Genomic DNA, 18,833 nt, shown 5'->3' with positions numbered 1-18,833 from the left:
GAATCATGGAAGGCGAGATTGCCTGGTCGTTGCGTGCGCCTTAGTGAAGCTTCATGAAAGGCTCCTCCACGAGGCCGCGTCATGCTCACTGATAGCCAGTACATTCTCGGACGCATCAGCCAAGGCTGCGTGACGCTCTCCGAAGACGAGTTCGCCATCGACAGGCTGGTCAAGTATTTCGGCAATGGGAGGATCCGCTGGCATGTCGAATTCCGTGGGCATCGCATCGAGCTGGCGACAGGCCAGCTCAAGAAGCAGCCGACCTTCCGCAGGAAGATACTCGAACAGGCTGGGGTGCTGCCGCCCCAGCGTACCGGGACCGACTACAGGCGATGGGCACTCGATCTGAGGAAGAATGCGGTCGAGCTTCCGTGGCGGGATAGGCCAGTGGACGTCGGCTTCGCCATCGACAGGCTGACCAGCCATGGGGATGAGCGCTGGACGGTCGAATACCGGGGCAAGGCCATCAAATTCACGACGACGAAACTCCGCCGGCAGGTTAGTTTCCGCAAACGCATGCTGGCCAAGGCCAAGGTGTTGCCGCCCCAGTTGGACCAGGTTGCCTATCGGAAGTGGATGGACTGGCTCATTCGAAACGCCACCGAGGCTGCTCCGCAGGCCGGCGATGCCCCGATGACGGAAAAAAGTTGGCTGGACGACCTGCCTGAGCTCGCCGGCTGGCAAAATGAGGCGCTGCTTAAGGGACCAGCCAGCGGTGGCGGTAATATCTAGAACAACAGCCCAAACTTGAATGGAAGACATGGACCGCTTCGACCTCGGCACCTACCGCCGCCCTACCTCCACGCGCTCGGCCGAGACCCAGCGCTGGTTCGATATCGGGCTGAACTGGTGCTACGGCTTCAACCATGAGGAAGGCATCAAGTGTTTTCAGAAGGCGCTGGAGACGGATCCTCACTGCCCGATGGTCCACTGGGGCATCGCCTATGCTGCCGGGCCTTTCTACAATCTGACCTGGAAGGAGCACGGCGAGGCCGAAGCCGACAGTGCGACGAAGCGCTGCTTCGAGCATGTCCAGTTGGCCCGTGCCAATACGGCTTCCGCCAGTGAGATCGAGAAGCGGCTGATCGAGGCGCTGGCCGCCCGCTTTCAGAAGCCGCACCGGGTGAGCCCCGAGGAATTCGAACGATGGGATGATGCCTATGCCGCCGCGATGAGGCTTGTCTACAGGGACTTTCCCGACGACCATGATGTGATGGCACTGCTGGTCGAAGCGCTGATGATGCGCACCGTGCGGCGGCTGTGGAACCTCAAGACCGGGGCGCCGGCGCCGAATTCCGATGTCGTCGAGGCGCTCGACGTCTGCGAGCGGTCGATCCGGCTTGCCGATGAGGCCGGCGCAGCACAACATCCGGCGATCGTCCACCTGCACATCCATCTCCTGGAAATGTCCACCATGCCGGAACGCGGCATGCGGTCAGCGGATCTGCTCGGCGAAATGTGCCCCGATGCCGGGCATATGAACCACATGCCGGGGCACATCTATGTGCTATGCGGCGAGTATGAGAAAGCCAAACGGGCCAGCGAAAAGGCGGTGCGCGCCAACGATCTCTATCTCGCCTATGCGGACGAGCCGACCTACTATCTGCTCGGCTGCTGCCATGATCTGCACCTGATGATGTTCACCTGCATGTTCCTTGGCCAGTACCAGCCTGCGCTGTGGGCCGCCGACAAGGTGCGCAGCCTGGTCGCGCGCGACGTGGTCGCCATCCAGGGCCGGCCCAAGCTCACGCAGACGGTGGAAGGCTACCATGCCATGAAATCGCATGTGCAGGTGCGCTTCGGCCGCTGGCAGGAGATCATCGACGAGCCTGAAACCGGCGAGCCGGGCCTCTATGTGCTGACGGCGGCCATGCAGCACTACGCCAAGGGTGTGGCGCATGCGACGCTTGGGCAATTCGCTCAAGCCGAGAGCGCGCGCGAAAAATTCCATCAGCAGCTGGAAGGCATTGCGCCCGAGCGGCGCTTCCTCAGCAACCCGACGCAAGCCTCGCTGGCTGTCGGTGCCGCCCTGCTCGACGGCGAGCTGGCGTATCATCAGGGCCGGCATGAGGAGGCGTACGGCCATTTGCGGCAGGCGGTCGAGCTTGACGACAACCTGTCCTACACCGAGCCGTGGGCGTGGATGCACCCGCCGCGCCATGCGCTGGCCGCGCTGCTTCTCGACCAGGGCCACGCGCTGGAAGCAGAACAGGTCTATCGCGACGATCTGGGCCTGAGCGGCAAGGTGCAGCGCTGCGCCCGGCATCCGAACAATGTCTGGGCATTGCACGGGCTGGTGGAATGCCTGAAACGGCGCGGCGAGACTGATGAATTGCCGACATTGCAGACAAGGCTTGCCGCGGCGCTGGCCAAGGCGGACGTGCCGATCACCTCGTCGTGCCTGTGCAGGACGAGCGCGCAGCAAGGCTGCTGTCACTGACGCGAAGCCGGCCTGTCGCCACTGTTGCGGCCGATCGGCTCGCCAAACAAATTGTCGGGCAGATCGTCGTTGGCGGTGGAAATCCTCGCCGCCGGTTGTCACCTGCCGATCAGCCAAGGCTCCATGCCGCGTCGTTCCACGCCTTCCTCGATCAGCACGGAGCAGTCTATCTCATCGTGAAGTTGGGCGTTTGGGTCAGACGAAAGCCAGGAAGCATAGGACCGAAGCTGCTTGAGCCTGGCTGTTTTCTCAAGCCGTGCCTGGCGCTCATCTTCGGCTGGTTGAGCCGGTCTTTTGTTCTTCTGGACAGGAAATTGCATCCTGGCTCTCCTCGATCGCCGAGCCTATGGGGACAGACGCTCAATGGAACCCTGCCCCATTGTCGTCGCTCCGGTCTCCGCGCTTCGGCTTGAAGCCAACACATGCACCGACGAGAGTCGCCATCCATCTTGATGATGGCGGACCCTTATCAACAATGCACCCGCGCCACCGCCGGGTGCTCCTGATCCGGTTCGCTGCGGCGCATCGGCCCTCGGCAGCCGGACTCAGTTGCAGGGGAATGGAACCAGATCGGCCGTGCGACGTCATAGAAGCAGGTGCTCGTACAGGAGTGTGACCTCATGATCAGGCTCGTTCTTGCCGCGGCCGCCATGCTCGTCATGGCATGCGGCGCAACGGCGGCGACAAAACTGGACGCGGCCACCGTCAACAACGCCCAATTTGACGATAGCGAAGCGAAAGGCGTCAGTGCGACCGTGCTGAAGGCGCAAATCCTCCTGGATCGTGCACGCTTCTCGCCAGGCCTGATCGACGGCCGCCAAGCAGAGAACTTCACCCGGGCAGTCGGTGCGTTTCAAGCGGCCAACGGATTGCCTGCCGACGGCAAGCTTACCCGCGAGACATGGGACAAGCTGGTCGCGACCTCCTCGCGCCCCGCGATCGAGTCCTACGAGTTGACGCGCAAGGATGTGCGTGGACCGTTCACCAAGCGAATTCCGGCGCGCATGGAGAGGATGGCCCGTCTGCCCAGGCTGGCCTATCACAATGCCTTGGAAAAGATGGCGGAGCGCTTCCACATCAGCGAGCAACTGCTTGAACGGCTCAATCCCGGCATCGGCTTCAGGAAAGCGGGGCAAAAGCTGCTGGTGCCGGCTGTAACCCGAGGTGATCCGCCGCAAGACATCGCGAACGTCGAGGTCGACAAGAGCGCTCGCCAGGTTCGCGTGCTCGACCCTTCCGGCAAAGTGCTTGCGACGTACCCCGCCTCGATAGGGAGCCAGGAGAAGCCCGCGCCGAGTGGCCAGGCGGAGGTCAAACGGGTGGTGCACCACCCAACCTATCACTACGATCCCGAGTTTGCGTTCAAGGGGGTGAAGACCAAGCGCCCCTTCACGATCGCTGCCGGACCAAACAATCCGGTGGGATCGGTCTGGATCGACTTGTCCATCGATAGCTATGGCATTCACGGGACGCCGGACCCAGGCAAGATCGGAAAGACCTTCTCGCATGGTTGCATCAGGCTGACCAACTGGGATGCCGAAGACCTCGCCTCCGAAGTGCAAAAAGGCACAAAGGTCGTCTTCAAGGACGAAGCGGCAGGATCGGCCGAACAAGGATCGCAGTAGCTAGGCGCTACAGGCTAACCCGCTTTCGGCCGTCTGACTGGCGTTACCGAGGGCGTGGGGCGGCGACCCCTACCCCAGCCACTTCTCGTAGTCGGACACCAGCAGGTGCACCGGGGCGACGTCCTCGTCGATGTTGGAAAAACGGCCGATCGGTTCGCGAAACACATTGTCGGTGAGATCGTCATTGACGGTCGAGACCTCGCCGATCAGCACGTCCTTGCCCTCGGCCCAGAAAGCATGCCAGACGCCGGGCAGCAGCGTGACGCTCTGGCCCGGGTCGAGCTTCAGGAGCCCGCCCGCAGGCAGCCTGTGGATGGTACCGTCGACCGGCACCGAAACCTCCGCCTTGGGATCGATGCCGCCGTCGCGGTCGTGCATGAACAGTTCCAGCACCAGCTTGCCGCCGCCACGGTTGATAATGTCCTCGGCCTTGATATTGTGGCGGTGCATCGGCGACAGCTGATCCTTGCGTGAGATCATGATCTTCTCGGCATAGAGCATGCCCATGCCCTTCTTCATGTCCTCGTAGCGGCCGTTGCGAACGGTGAACAGGAACAGGCCGAGTTCCCTGAATTTCTCTTGCCCGTAATCGGTGATGTCCCAGCCGAGCCGCGAGGTGAATACGGCCGACGAGTCGACCTGACGCGCCTTCGCCTCTTGCGGCGACCAATAGGCGAAGGGCGGCATGATGTAGCCGAACGAGCGGATGAAAGCGTCGGCTTCGCGGATGATGTCGTTGATGGCGGAGCGTTTCATGATCCTGGTCCCTTCGTGCCGGCTTTGGGATTGTTAGCGTGCATGTCGTGATCCCAAAACCGCTGCACACTTTTGGGCGACATGCATTGGCAAATCGCATAGCCGAACGCCGTTCCGGTGTCGATCCATTTGCCGCCTTGTGCCTTGGCATGGACCACAGATCGGGTCCGCTGGCCGCGTGACATCGCGCCCGTTCGAGGCCATAACCGCTGCGTATTTTCACAGGATAACAGATGATGCCGACCGTCCACGACCTCGATACGCCATCGATCCTGATCGACGCCGCGCGCGCGGAAGCCAACATTGCCCGCGCCCAGGCGCATGCCGACAAGAACGGGCTGAAGCTCAGGCCGCATATCAAGACGCACAAATTGCCCTACTGGGCGAAGAAGCAGGTAGCGGCCGGCGCCGTTGGCATCACCTGCCAGAAGATCGGCGAGGCCGAGGTGATGGCCGATGCCGGGCTGACCGATATTTTTCTTCCCTACAACATCCTTGGGCGCGCCAAGCTGGAACGGCTTCTGGCGCTGCACGGGCGCGTCACCCTGTCGGTGACAGCCGACAGCATGGAGACGCTCGAAGGGCTTGCAACCACCTTCACCGATGCCGGCCATCGTTTGCAGGTGCTTGTCGAATGCGACACCGGCATGGGACGCTGCGGCGTGCAGTCGGCTGATGAAGCGGTTGCGCTGGCAAGGCAGATCGACAGAGCCGGTGGCCTCGCCTTCGGCGGACTGATGACCTACCCGGCCGCCGGGCGGGCAGTGGAGGCCGAAGCCTGGCTCGCCGGGGCCAAGCAGGCGCTGGCCGCGTCAGGGATCGCCTGCGAACGCATCTCCAGCGGCGGCACTCCGGATATGTGGCGCTCCAATGAGGCATCGGTGGTCACGGAGTATCGTCCAGGCACCTACATCTATCTCGACCGCTATCAGGTCGCCAAAGGCGTCGGCGGCCTCGACGACTGCGCGCTGACGGTGCTGTCGACGGTGGTCAGCCATCCCACGGCGACGCGCGCTATCCTCGATGCCGGCAGCAAGGCGCTGTCCAGCGACACGCTGGGTCTCGCCGATTTCGGCGAGTTGCTCGGCGTATCGGGAGCGCGGGTGACGAGCCTGAGCGAGGAGCACGGCACCGTCACGCTTTCGGGCGGTGGCAAGCTGCGCATCGGCGAGCGCGTGCGTGTCGTGCCCGACCATTGCTGCGTCGTCACCAATTTGTTCAACGAGGTCAATCTGATCGAAGGCGACAAGGTGCTGGAAACGCTGCCGGTGGCGGCGCGCGGAAGGATGGGGTGAGACGTTTCTGCAAGCTTAAAGTTGAGAGCTCAGGCCGGCGGCCGCTCCGCCTGCCGAGCCGCGACCCTGCGCATGGCGATGACCCGGCGGCGGCGGATTTCGGTGCGCATCGCCATCAGGTGCAGCGCGAAGAACAGCACGGTGAAGCCGAGCGCCATCACCAGAAGCGGCCATAGCAGGCTGGGGTCGATGGTGGAGCCGCCCATGCGGAACACCGAGGCCGGCTGATGCAGCGTGTTCCACCAGTCGACCGAGAATTTGATGATCGGGATGTTGATGAAGCCGACCAGCGTGATGATGGCGGCGGCCCAGGCGGCGCGGCTGGCATCGTCGAGCGCGCGGGTCAGCGCGATGATGCCGAGATACATCAGGAACAGCACGAACACCGAGGTCAGACGCGCATCCCAGACCCACCAGGTGCCCCACATCGGCTTGCCCCAGATCGAGCCGGTGATCAGCGCCAGCGCGGTGAAGACGGCGCCGATGGGAGCTGCGGATTTCAGGGCGACATCGGCCAGCGGATGACGCCAGACCAACGTGCCGAGCGCCGAGACCGCCATAAGCGTGTAGCACATCATGGCCAGCCAGGCGAAGGGCACGTGGATGTACATGATACGGACGGTGATGCCTTGCTGGAAATCCTCAGGCGCGGCGAAGCTCATATAGAGCCCGACGGCGAGGATCAGTGTGGCGATCGTGGCCAGCCATGGCACGACCTTGTCCGCCAGCCCGACGAAGCGCGTCGGGTTGGCAACATCCATCCAGCCGGTCAGACGTGAAGTCGTGTCGCTCATGCGGTTCTACATAAACCGCTGCGGCGTTCGGGGCAATCGAGCGGTGGTGTCGCAGGTCTTCTCACCCTCCTCCTTGTGGAAAGGGACGCTGCGAAGCAGCGGGGTGGGAGAGCGGCGGTGGCGCCTGTATCCCCACCCCGACCTATGGCTCCGACCTCCCCACAAGGGGGAGGTAAAGAAAGAAAATCAGGCAGCCGCTTCCTGCTGTTGCTGCACGGTGCGGCTGAGGCGGCGAACCTCCTCGTCATTGAGCAGGCCGCCGGCGCGCAACAGGCTGGCAAAGCGGCCATTGCGCAGGGACAGCTCGGTGAAGCCGCCCATCTCCACCACCCTGCCCTTGTCCATGAACACGACCAGATCGGCGTCGCGAACGGTGGTCAGGCGGTGGGCGATGATGAAGGTGGTGCGGTCGCGGCGCAGTTCGTCGATCGCTTCCTTGACGCGGTCCTCGGTCTCGACATCGAGCGCACTGGTCGCCTCGTCCAGCACCAGGATCGGTGCGTCCTTCAACACGGCGCGGGCAATGGCGATGCGCTGACGTTCGCCGCCCGACAGCTGCCCGCCACGTTCGCCAACCACCGTGTCGTAGCCATTGCTCTTGGACAGGATGAAGTCCTGTGCGGCAGCCGCATTGGCGGCGGCATGGATCTCGTCATTGCTTGCATCGGCGCGGCCAACACGGATGTTGTCCTCGATCGAGCGGTTGAGCAGGCCGGCATCCTGGAACACGGTGGCGATCGAATGGCGCACCGACTTGCGGGTCACGGTGCGGGTGTCGATGCCGTCGATCAGGATACGGCCATGAGACGGCGAGAAGACACGCTGCAGCAGGTTGATGAGCGTGGTCTTGCCGGCGCCCGTCGGGCCCACGATGGCGACGGTCTGGCCCGCCTGCACTTCGAAGGACACGTCGTCGATGCCTTGGCCGGAATTGGCGAATTCGAAGCCGACATTCTCGAAGCGGACATGGCCGGTGACGTTGGCAAGATCGCGCAACCCGTCCGGCTCGGCGGCATCAGCCGCGGAGTCCTCGAGATGGTAGAAATCCTCGAGCTTGGCACGGGCCTCGGAAATCTGGTTGGCGAAAGCCGACATCTGGTCGAGGCGAGCGATCAACATCGTGGCAAAACCGGTGAAGGCGATGACGTCACCGACACCCAACTGACCATGAGTGACAAGATAGGAGCCGATCGACAACACGATCAGCATCGAGATTGCCGATGACAGACGGTGCAAGGCATTGGCCAGCGCCCACCAGTCGAGAACAGGGTTCTGCGCGTCGAGCAGGTTCTTGACGTAGCGGCGCAGCGTATCGGCCTCGTGGCCGAGGCGATTGTAGCTCTGTAGCACCGCAACGTTGCTGACCGAGTCGGTCACATGCGCGAACACCTTGTGGTAGTGGCGCTCGACCGCAGCCTGACCCGCCTTGGTGCGGCGCATGACCATCCGGCCGATGCCGACATAGAGCAGTCCGAGGCCAAGCAGCACCAGCGACATGCGCAGGTCCATGCTGATCGCGGTCGGGACCAGCAGCACGAGAGCGACAGCCGTGGACAGATGCTGGCGCATGAATTCAAGCCAAAGGCTGAACAGGGTTTCGACGGCGCGCAGCATCGTGTGCAGCGCATTGGAAGTGCCGTGCTGATGGTGCCAGGCGAGCGGCATGGTGATCACGCGCTCGAACGACTCGCAAAGCACCTCGCTGCGCCGCTTGTGGGCAAAGCGATCGGCGCCGCGCGCCACCATGACGAAAGCAACGATGTTGAAGGCGCCGAGACCGGCCCACATGACCAGCGTGGTGAAGACAGAGCCGCGCTCGGAGATGGCGCCGATGACGCGGCCGAACATGATCGGCTCGAGAAGCGCTACGATGGCGAGAGCCACGTTGGCCGAACAGATCAACGCAACGCGTTTCCTGTCCGCGGCCAGATAACCGAGAGCTCGCCAGTAGATTTGCAGAAGGGTCACCCCAGTTACTCCGCCACGCTGTTTATTGTGCACTGCATCATTTGACTCGTACCGGTTGATACGTCGCAAAACAATGGCCGTGTACCCCTTCAGTTCCCTCAGAGCGAACAAAAGATGGCGACGTTCCGAAATCTGCCGTGATCACCTAACGGTTTGAGAAGACAGGTAAAATGTCAGGCATGCGGCGAAATCATGGCAGTTGGCATGTGCTGCCACAATTTTAATCAGCAACAATGTCGGGCGGATGACTAAGGCCGAAAATCGCATCTCGTGAAGTATAGGGCGAAACAAAGCTGCAGGATGCCCCTCAAGGCGAAGGGTGGCCAAACCCTCACTGCGCGTGGCGAACCATAGGGGGCGCCTCAAGCCTTTGATTTCATGGACTTCGCGGCGGCATGTCCTTCAACCGACAGATAATGACGCCAGGCGGGACGGTGCCTCGCATCCCGCCGTGGTGACAAAAGTCGCGCCCCGGGGCCTCAGCCCCGAAAGCACGCTTTTTGGGCAACATGCATCAGGCCGGGATCCTGATGACCACCTCGGCAACTTCGCCTTCCTTCAGCTCGACAGCCGAACCCTTGGTCTTTGCCCCATTCACCTCCAGCGACACGGCCTTGGCCTTATTGTCGCGAATGACGCGAACCCTGAGTTCCGCCCCCAGCATCTTGAGGTTGGCCGAGTACCCCTCCCAGTGGCTTGGCAGTTTCGGCTTGAACTGGACACGCTTGCCGCGCCGCTCGATGCCCAGAATGCCTTCGACAGCCGCCCTGTAGAGCCAGCCGGCAGAGCCGGTGTACCAGGTCCAGCCGCCACGGCCGCCCTTGCCGTTGCCGGCATTGTCGTCGCCGGCATAGATGTCGGCCGCCACGACATAGGGCTCGACACGATAATGCTCGGCCGAGGCCTCGTCGGTCGCATGGTTGACCGGGTTCAGCATCGAGAAACAGCGATAGGCCTCGTCGACCTGTCCCATCTCGGCGAGCGCGATGACGAACCATGTGGCCGCATGGGTGTACTGGCCGCCATTCTCGCGCACGCCGGGCGGATAGCTCTTGATGTAACCCGGGTCCTTCTCCGTCTTCGAGAAGGGCGGGGTGAACAGCTTGACGATCTTGAGCTTGTCGTCGACGAGCAGCTTCGTGGCCTGCTCCATCGCCGTCGTCGACCGTGCCGGATCGCCCTCTCCCGAAAGTACGCTCCAGGACTGGGCGATCGAGTCGATCTTGCACTCCTGCGAGTTGCGAGACCCCAAAGGGGTGCCGTCGTCGAAACTGCCGCGCCGGTACCATTCGCCGTCCCATGCGGTGCTCTCAAGCGCCCGCTTCAGAACATCGGCATGCTTTGCCCAGGCCTGTGCTCGCTTGGCGTCGCCCTCGGACTTGGCGACGGGGGCGAAATCGCCCAGCGTCTTCAACAGGAACCAGCCGAGCCAGACGCTCTCGCCTTTGCCGTGCTCGCCAACGCGGTTCATGCCGTCGTTCCAGTCGCCGCCGAGGATCAGCGGCAGGCCCGCGGGGCTGCTGCGCTTGATGGCGAGATCGAGCGCACGCGCGCAATGGTCGTAGAGCGACGCCGTCTTCTTCGAGATTTCCGGGGTGAAGAAGGAATCGTGCTCGCCCTCGCCCAGCGGCTGTCCGTCGATGAAGGCCAGTTGCTCCTTGAGGATGGTGGCATCGCCGGTGACCAGCAAATAGCGCGCCGTGGCGTGGGCAAGCCAGACCACGTCGTCGGAAATCAACGTGCGCACGCCAGCACCTGTGCGCGGCAGCCACCAGTGCTGCACGTCGCCTTCGGGAAATTGCCGCCGCGCCGCGTTGAGGATCTGGTCGCGCGCCAGTTGCGGGTCATGCGCCAGCAATGCCAGCGTATCCTGCAACTGGTCGCGGAAGCCGAAGGCACCGCTGGCCTGATAGAAGGCCGAGCGGGCACGGATGCGGCAGGCCAGGCTCTGATAGGGCAGCCAGTGATTGACCATGGCGTCGAGCGCCTTGTCCGGCGTCTCGACCTGGATTGTGTCGAGGAAGCCGCGCCATTCGCGCTCATTGTCGGCCAATCGCTGGTCGAAATCCTTGACCCGATGCTCTTGCACCAGCGCGCTCGCCTCCTCGACCGACTCGGCATCGCCGAGCAGCCAGAGCAGCGTCACGTCGCCGCCAGCCGGAATCTCGACGTCGCGGGCAATCGCCGAGCACGGATCGTCACCGGCCTCGACACGGCCTGATAGCGCTGCACCACTCAGCACCGCCTGCGGAAGCTCGCTGGAGCCATGCCGGCCGAGGAACTCCGACCGGTCTGTCGTCACCGAATGGACGCCGCCGTCGGCGGCGAGGAAGGCCACCCGCTCGCTGAAATCGAGCCCGTACGGATTTTGTGCCAGCAACGCACCGGTGGCGGCGTCCCGCGACGGGACGATGGTTGCCGCCGTGCGCGACCGATGCCCGCCGAGCACCCATTCGGCATAGGCATAGACACGCAGCCGCGCCGGCACCGAGCCGGAATTCTGGATGCGCAGCCGCGAAATCTTCACGGGATCGACCGGATCGACGACATGGGTAAGGTCCATCGACAACGGCCCGCGCTTCGAGCGGAAGGTCGAGAAGCCCTGGCCATGCCAGGCCTCGTAGGTCATCGAGGGATCGCGCACCGTGGCGGCGAGCGGCGAGAATGCCTTGCCGCTGGCCTGATCGTAGATATAGAGGCCCTCGCCCGGCCGGTTCGAGACCGGATCATTCGACCACGGCGTCAACTGATAATCGCGGCTGTTTCGGCTCCAGGTGAAGGCTGCGCCCTCGGCGGAAGTGTGGAAGCCGAACGAGGCATTGGAGACGACGTTGATCCAAGGCTGCGGCGTCGTGCGCCGGCCGGCCAGGCGCACGACATAGTGCCGCCCGTCGCCGTCGAAGCCGCCAAAGCCGTTCCACTGGCTGAGCCCGCTTCCATCGGCGCTGACATTGGCCACCGCCTGCGAGGCAGGAGTATGCGTCGTGGACGTCGGTGACGGCAATTCACGCGGAATCGGCAATGCTGCCAGGGCGTCCCGCGCCTGCAGTGCCGCCGCCTCGGCGCGCTCGATCTGGTCGAAGATGGTGCCGTTGCGCGTGTGCAGGACCACCCGGGCGACAGCGAGCAGCGTCTTGTAGGTGGTTTCGTCCATGAGATCGCGGCGCACCGCGAATATGTGCTGGCGAGGTCCGAGCTCCTTGCCGCGCAGACGGCTGTTTTCGCACAGCGTCTCGACCGCCCGCTGCAGGTCCTGAACATAGGAGGACGCCTGCTCGTTGACGACGACGAAGTCGATCATCATGCCGCGGGTACGCATATATTCCTGGAAACGCAGCGCCTGGGCAACGATTTCGAGATCGGCGACGTCGCCGATCCGGACCAGGAAGATCGGGAAATCGCCGGAAATGCTTGTCGGCCACAGGCTCGACTGCTTGCCCAGCCCCGAGGCGATGGATTCAGCGGGAAGACGCAGGAACGGATCCGGATAGATCAGATAGCGCGCCAGCTTCTGCACATTGGCGGCATCGGTCAGGCTGAGGCCCATATGGCGGGTCTGCACCTGGCTGCGCGTCCAGGCAAGCATGGCCTGGCGGGCAAAGCTCTCCGGATGGTCGAGGCGGGCGATGGCTTCGTCCAGTTCGGCACGGCCGGCGCCGACGACTGTCCAGAAGGTCAGCGATATCTTCTTGTTGGCCGGCACGCGCACCTGGCGGCGCAGCGAGGCGACGGGATCAAGCGTAAAGCCTGAGTGGCCGCCTAGCCTGGCGTCCGGGTCGAAAGCGGCTGCGTCGACGATGGTACGGCCACGGCCGATGAAGGCGCGCCTGTCGGTCTCGGCCTCGGCATCGCGCGCCGATCCGGACGGATCGGTGACGAAATGCACCATGGCGATATCGGGCTCGCTGGTCTCGCGCTTGCGCCGCGTGGCGAAGATGGCCGCGTTGTTCGCAGAGATTTCGGTTTCCACGAACATCTTCGAGAAGGCCGGATGCGCGTTGTCGGACGCCTCCAGGCCGAGCACCAGTTCGGCAAAGGAGGTCACTTCGATGTGACGGTCGGACGGACCGTCATTGTAGAGCGTGACCCGACGGCCCTCGCCATTGCCTTCCGAGATGACGATGCATTCGACCTCGGAGCGCAACGTGCCCACCGATTTGACGAAGCTCGCCTTGTCGTCGGAGAACAAGGTCTGCGCCTTTTCCTCGGCGGCGCGCTTCGGTTCGGCTGTAGCCGACCACCAGTCGCCTGAGCCTGCGTCACGCAGGAAGATGTAGGAGCCGAGCCGGTCCTCGGTCGGATCCGGCTGCCAGCGTGTGACGGAGAGATCGCCCCAGCGGCTGTAGCCCGAGCCGGTCGCGGTGACCATCACCGAATAGCGGCCGTTCGACATGACGTTGGTCGACCGGAGCGACTGCAGCGGATTGAGCACGATGCGGGTGTCGGGGCTGTCGACTTCGGTCTCGTCCTTGGAGCGTTCGTCGGCCTCGGTCCTGACGGTCGCGGTCGGAATGTCGCGCGGCGCCCTCTCCTGCAGCAAGAGTTCGGCCGATTCGATGACCGGATCGCTGTGGAAGCGGTCGCGCATGCGACCTTCGAAGATGGCGTCGGCAACCGCCGCGATCGACATGCCCGAATGGTGGGCCATGTAGTTCTGGACAACGACATGATCCGTGCCTTCCGGCACGCGCTGCGGCGTGAAGTCGACGGCATCGTAATAGCCGTGGCGGCCGAGCGCCCCGATCTCCCGCAATCGCGCGAGATTCAGCACGGCTTCACGCGGATTGAACTGGGCCGCCAGTATGGTGGCGTAAGGCGCGATCACCGTGTTCTGGCCGAGGCCACGCTTGAGCCCGAGGCCTGGAACGCCGAAATTGGTATATTGGTAGGTCAATTCGCGGTCGCGCGCATTGTAGGCGGCCTCCGAAATGCCCCACGGCACGTTCTTCTGACGGCCATACTGAATCTGGCGCTTGATGATCAGCTTGCTGGTCTGGTTGAGGATCGAGCCCTGCGGCTCCTTCATCACCAGCGGCGGCATCAGATATTCGAACATCGAGCCGGACCAGGACATGAGAGCGCCCTGGAAACCGATTTCGACGATCGGCCGGCCAAGCCGGAACCAGTGCTCGGTCGGCAGGTCGCCCTTGGCGATGGCGAACAGGCTGGTCAGCCGCGCTTCGGAAGCCAGAAGGTCGTAGCAGCTTTCGTCGAGCTGGTGTTCCTCGACCCGGTAGCCGATCGACAGCAGCTTGCGCTCCGGCCGCATCAGGAAGGAGAAATCCATCTCGAAGGCATAGCGGCGCGTGCGCTCGCGCAAGGTGAGCAGCTTGGCACGCAGCGCCTCGACGGCATTGTCGTCGCTGTGCGCGTCATGGACGTGCGCTTCGCAGGTGGCTTCCAGCCTTGCCGCCCAGTCAACGATGACGTCGCTCTGGGGCGACACCGCCTCGGTATGGATGGCGGTGGCCAATTTGCGGATTTCGCCGGCCAGCACAGCCAGGTTGATGGTGCGGATCGACGCCATTTCGGGCTGCGCCTTGATGGTGTCGACAGCGCGCCGCATGCCGTCGAGACGGTCGGCGAGGCGCTGGCGCAGCGGGCGCAACTGACGGCGGTCGTCGGGCAAATCATCGAGGCTTTCGCCGAGGATGGTGACGGTGTCGAGAATGCCTTCGAAATCGCCCTGGAGATGGACGGAGGGCGCCTCCGCCCATTCGGCGCAGGCCGCCGCCACCGCCACCAGATGGCCAGCGAGATTGCCGCTGTCGACAGCCGAGATGTAAAGCGGATAAAGCGGCTTCAGTGTCGTCGTGTCGTACCAGTTGAAGAGGTGACCGCGCTCGCGCGGCATGCCCTCGATCGTGGCCATGGTGGCGTCGATGCGGGTGATGGCGTCGGACAGGCTGATCCAGCCGAAGTCGCGGGCAGAAACGACGGACAGCAGGTAGACGCCGATATTGGTCGGCGAGGTGCGAGGTGCGACGACCGGCGCAGGGCTTTCCTGGAAATTATCGGGCGGCAGATGGTGATGCTCCGCCGTCACGAAGCTTTCGAAATAATGCCATGTGCGCCGCGCCACCGTGCGCAAAGTATGGATGTCGGCCTGCGATATGCGCAGCCGATCCTCGGTTTCAGCCGAACGGCTGATCCAGCTGGCGATGGCGGGCGAGCCAATCCAGAACAGGGCGAAGAAGAAAGCAACGAAAGCGCCGGTCGAATCGGCCAGCACCGGAATGGCAAGGCCGACGAAGCCGATGATCACGGCACCATACATCATGCCGTAATACGATCCGACATCGTTGTCGCCCGCCTTGTGCGCTTGCGAGGCGGTGCGCCATTCCAAAAGGTTCTGGCGGCTGACGAACAGCCGGTAGAGGGTGCGCACGATGGCATCGCCCATCATCCAGGCGTTGTGCGCCATCAGCACGACCTTCAGCGCCACCATGGCGGTGCCGAAGGCGACGTCGCGCGCAAGGGCCGAGAAATGGCCGCGTGGCGTCTGGTCGCCGCTCTTGGGCAGGATGGCGTTGACGATGTCGAATGTCGGCGCCATGAACAGGCTGAGGATAAGCAGCGCCTGCCATTGCGCGGCCTGCGTGAAGGGCAGCAGCGTCCAGCCGGCAATCGCCGCCATCACCCAGAAGATCGGCGTCAGCGAGCGGCGCAGATTGTCGATCATCTTCCAGCGCGACAGGGCCGGCACGCCGGATCGCGGATTGAGCATGAAGCCGAGCAACTGCCAGTCGCCGCGCGCCCAGCGATGATGACGCGAGGCGTCGACCGAGTAGCGGGTCGGATAGTCCTCCACCAGTTCGACGTCGGTGACCAGTGCCGCGCGCGCCAGCGCGCCCTCCAGCAGATCGTGGCTGAGGATGGTGTTTTCCTCGATGCGGCCCTGCAGTGCGGCCTCGAAGGCGTCGACGTGATAGAGGCCCTTGCCGGTGAAGGACCCGTCGCCGAAGACGTCCTGGTAGAGATCGGACACGGCAAAGACATAAGGGTCGAGGCCGCGATTGGCCGAAAAGACCCGCTGGAAAAACGACGCGTCGTCGCCTGATGTCAGCGACGCGGTGATACGCGGCTGCAGGATCGCGTAGCCGGCGGTGACGACGCGCTTGCTTGCATCGAAATGCGGGCGGTTGAGCGGGTGGCAGAGCTTGCCGACGAGGGTGGCGACCGCGTCACGGGTGGTGCGCGTGTCGGCATCGAGCGTCATCACGTGGACGACGTTCTCCGGCAGCGGCACGTCCGGCGGCAGGAACGTGGTGTCGCTGTCGCCGCGCAGCAGAAGGTCGAGTTCGTGCAGCTTGCCGCGCTTGCGCTCCCAGCCCATCCAGGACCCCTGAGCCGCATTGAAGAGCCGGCGCCGGTGCAGGATGTAGAAACGCGGCGCGCCTTCGGAGGGATAGCGGGCGTTGAGACGGGCGATCTCGGCGCGAGCGAATTCGAGGATTTCGGTATCCGCCGCATCGATCTCGGTCTTCGAGTCTGGCCAGTCCGACAGCAGCGCGAAATGGATTTCATCGGCCGTGTTGGCGAGATGATGCACTTCGATATTGCGGATGTTTTCCTCGACATCGTCGCGCGAGCCGATCAGCGACGGCACCACCACCAGCGTGCGCGCCTCGGGCGGCACGCCGTGCCGGTAATCGTAGCCGACAAGGCGCGTCGGTTTCAGGAAGAGCGAAACGACCGTGTTGAAGAAGGCGAGCGCGCCCTCACTGGCCGGCACGGCAAACAGCGCCAGCATCAGGACGATCGAGGGCACCGACAGGCCGAGATTGGCAAGGGCGTTGCCGGAGAGGACGAGAAGCAGGGCCGTCAGCGCAAACACCGGTACGACGATGCCGAGCCACCCGGTCTTGCGGAAGGCACGCTTGACCGTCTGGCTGATGGTGGGTCGATAGCCGATCGTCTTCTCCAGCTCGAGCCGGCGTGGGCCGACGAGAAAGAAGCCGACATCGGCGTGGGCGGACCCGGTTAAAACGACGTCGCCGTCGCCATCGCTGGCGGCGTGGCCGGCCAACTCGATAGCCTTCTCGGCGACGCGATATTCCGAAAGGTTCGAACGGCGCGCCAATTCCTCGATCGCGGTCCGGTACTGATCGCGCGAAAAAAAGTCGAGCGCGGCGAAATCGGTGCGCTCGCGCAGCACGGTGTCAATGCGGCTGACGCCTTCGAACCACACCGTCCAATCGACGTCGTTGATGAGGCGCAGGCCGCGGATGATGTTGCCCGTCGTCACATTGCCGCTGGACAGCGTGTGATGTTCGGAAATGATGATTTCCTCGGCATCGGAGCCGGTCTTTTCGAGCTCGCCTTCCAGCCATTCCAGAGCCTTGCCGGCATTCTGCGAGCCATCGCGCAGGCGGTAGAGCAGCTGGGTGGCGAAGGTGGTGTCCTGCGCGTGGGCGCTGAAATTGGACAGGATCGACTGCCGGTCGGCGCTGTCGTCGGTGGCCAGGACCTTGTCGGCCACATCGTTGGCAATCTGACGCATCTGACGGGTTCGGTTGACCCGGACAGCCAGCCGTCGCAGATTTTCGATCAGGACGAAGCGCAACAGCGAAGGCAGCGCCCAGAGTTCGCCGATCTTCAGCGGCTCGACCGACTGAAAACCCTGGACGATGGACTTGAACATCGTCGCCGAAACGGAACTGTCCGAATGCGCGACATAGGTCCAGGCGAGCGCAAGCGCGCGCGGCACGCTGCCGCCGTCAGGTAGTTTCAGGGTCGGCAACTGGCGATAGAAGCGGCTCGGCAGGTCGCGCTTGACCTGGAAAATGGTCTCTTCGACCAGATAATTGTTGTCGAGCAGCCATTGTGCCGCCGGCGTGATCGTCTCGCCCCTCGCCTGCGCCGCATTGGTCGAACGGTAGACTTCCAGGATCTTCTTGGCACTGTCGCGAACACGCGCCTGAAAATCGAAGGGCGTCAGGCCGAACAGATCGGTGAGGTCGCCCTTTGCCAGGCTTTCACCGAGCAGCCGAAGGCGCTCTTCGGGCAGGTAGTTGGAGCGGATCGGCTCTTCCGTTATGGCCGGGAAGCTCGCGCTTGTCTTCTCGATTTGGGCAGGATTCGTCTGAATATTCATTGAAAATTCCGTAAGCGGGCACTGAGCGGCGTCACCGCCACGGCAATGGCCCTAAAACCGGTTCAAATGCAATTGGTTGCATAAACCCCACTTGCCGAAAGTTTGTTTCCGCACCACGACAGGGCGTCGTCTCTCAGCAAAACTCAAAGACAAGCACCCCACTTCCCGCCAAGCCAGATCGGCGGAGAGGATTCAGGCTTTTTCGTGATGCCGCCAGCAGCTTACGCTATATTTCACTGGCACCGCGATCATGTTTGGAAACAAGCGTTAATCGTTGCCGGCGATGGCGCCGATCCGGATCACGAACAGGGTTGCCTCATGGGCGGGTTGGACAAGCAGGCTGGTGCTGGCCGGACCGGACAGCAGCGTGTCGAGCGGCCCGAGGCGAACCGGTTCGGCGGCGGGCACGCTGACGTCGCCGTTCAAGCACAGGATGAGCGTTGTGCCGGCTTCAGTGCGGATTTCCGCGGGGGCCGAAATCACCAGGCGTTCGACCGAATGCGTCATCCGGCTTCGGCGGGTCATGACATTGAGATCGGTGATCGGTCCGCCAATCAGCGCGGCCGAGGTCTCCACGTCGGCCGGGAAAGAAAACAGGGCGGTCGTCCTGTTTATGGATGTCGGCGGCCAGCCGGCGATCTCGAGGACGATGCCCTCGCCTTCAAGCACGGCAAGGGTGCGATCGATGCCGGCAAACTGCGAGAACGGCCCGCTCAATTCGACACGCGCCATCGACACGCGCCAGTCGAAGTCGTCGAGCCCGGCACCCGTGGGCGAGACGGCGATTTCCGTCGTCACCCCGCCCCCGTTCTTCCACGGCATCGACCGGTATTCGGCTGCCCGCAGGATGCGCATCGG

10 protein-coding genes are annotated in these 18,833 nt (G+C 63.5%); 4 read left to right on the top strand and 6 right to left on the bottom strand.

The window, feature by feature from the left end:
- Positions 1–81 precede the first annotated feature (81 nt).
- On the top strand, positions 82–732 hold the full coding sequence (locus tag EOA16_RS11655) for a hypothetical protein (RefSeq protein WP_127258093.1): 651 nt from the start codon (positions 82–84) through the stop codon (positions 730–732).
- A 28-nt stretch (positions 733–760) separates the two neighbouring features.
- On the top strand, positions 761–2,440 hold the full coding sequence (locus EOA16_RS11650) for a hypothetical protein (RefSeq protein ID WP_127258091.1): 1,680 nt from the start codon (positions 761–763) through the stop codon (positions 2,438–2,440).
- A 98-nt stretch (positions 2,441–2,538) separates the two neighbouring features.
- Here EOA16_RS11650 and EOA16_RS11645 read toward each other — a convergent pair whose 3' ends face one another.
- On the bottom strand, positions 2,539–2,760 hold the full coding sequence (locus tag EOA16_RS11645; protein WP_127258090.1) for a hypothetical protein: 222 nt from the start codon (positions 2,758–2,760) through the stop codon (positions 2,539–2,541).
- Between the two features lie 300 nt (positions 2,761–3,060).
- Between EOA16_RS11645 and EOA16_RS11640 the strand changes: the two genes are divergently transcribed.
- Positions 3,061–4,065, top strand: a complete 1,005-nt coding sequence (locus tag EOA16_RS11640) for a L,D-transpeptidase (RefSeq protein WP_127258088.1) — start codon at positions 3,061–3,063, stop codon at positions 4,063–4,065.
- A gap of 69 nt (positions 4,066–4,134) precedes the next feature.
- Here EOA16_RS11640 and EOA16_RS11635 read toward each other — a convergent pair whose 3' ends face one another.
- Entirely contained in the window at positions 4,135–4,821 is a 687-nt protein-coding gene (locus EOA16_RS11635) for a D-lyxose/D-mannose family sugar isomerase (RefSeq protein WP_127258087.1), read from the bottom strand.
- 236 nt (positions 4,822–5,057) lie between these two features.
- Between EOA16_RS11635 and EOA16_RS11630 the strand changes: the two genes are divergently transcribed.
- On the top strand, positions 5,058–6,116 hold the full coding sequence (locus EOA16_RS11630; RefSeq protein WP_164754236.1) for a D-TA family PLP-dependent enzyme: 1,059 nt from the start codon (positions 5,058–5,060) through the stop codon (positions 6,114–6,116).
- A gap of 29 nt (positions 6,117–6,145) precedes the next feature.
- Here EOA16_RS11630 and EOA16_RS11625 read toward each other — a convergent pair whose 3' ends face one another.
- The 4 genes from EOA16_RS11625 to EOA16_RS11610 form a co-directional block, all read right to left on the bottom strand.
- Entirely contained in the window at positions 6,146–6,910 is a 765-nt protein-coding gene (locus EOA16_RS11625) for a heme ABC transporter permease (protein ID WP_127258084.1), read from the bottom strand.
- A 186-nt stretch (positions 6,911–7,096) separates the two neighbouring features.
- Positions 7,097–8,878, bottom strand: a complete 1,782-nt coding sequence (locus tag EOA16_RS11620; RefSeq protein ID WP_127258082.1) for a glucan ABC transporter ATP-binding protein/ permease — start codon at positions 8,876–8,878, stop codon at positions 7,097–7,099.
- 514 nt (positions 8,879–9,392) lie between these two features.
- The gene (locus EOA16_RS11615) at positions 9,393–17,975 is read right to left on the bottom strand and encodes a glucoamylase family protein (protein WP_127258080.1); all 8,583 of its coding nucleotides are present in this window, start codon (positions 17,973–17,975) and stop codon (positions 9,393–9,395) included.
- A gap of 267 nt (positions 17,976–18,242) precedes the next feature.
- Positions 18,243–18,830 (bottom strand): HutD family protein, encoded by a 588-nt coding sequence (locus EOA16_RS11610; RefSeq protein ID WP_127258079.1) that lies wholly within the window; start codon positions 18,828–18,830, stop codon positions 18,243–18,245.
- Positions 18,831–18,833 lie beyond the last annotated feature (3 nt).

The sequence above is a fragment of the Mesorhizobium sp. M7A.F.Ca.US.008.03.1.1 genome (genome assembly GCF_003997495.1).
Lineage (GTDB): Bacteria > Pseudomonadota > Alphaproteobacteria > Rhizobiales > Rhizobiaceae > Mesorhizobium.
The sequence above is the reverse complement of the archived record's forward strand: the minus strand, read 5'-3'. Positions and strand labels throughout refer to the sequence as shown.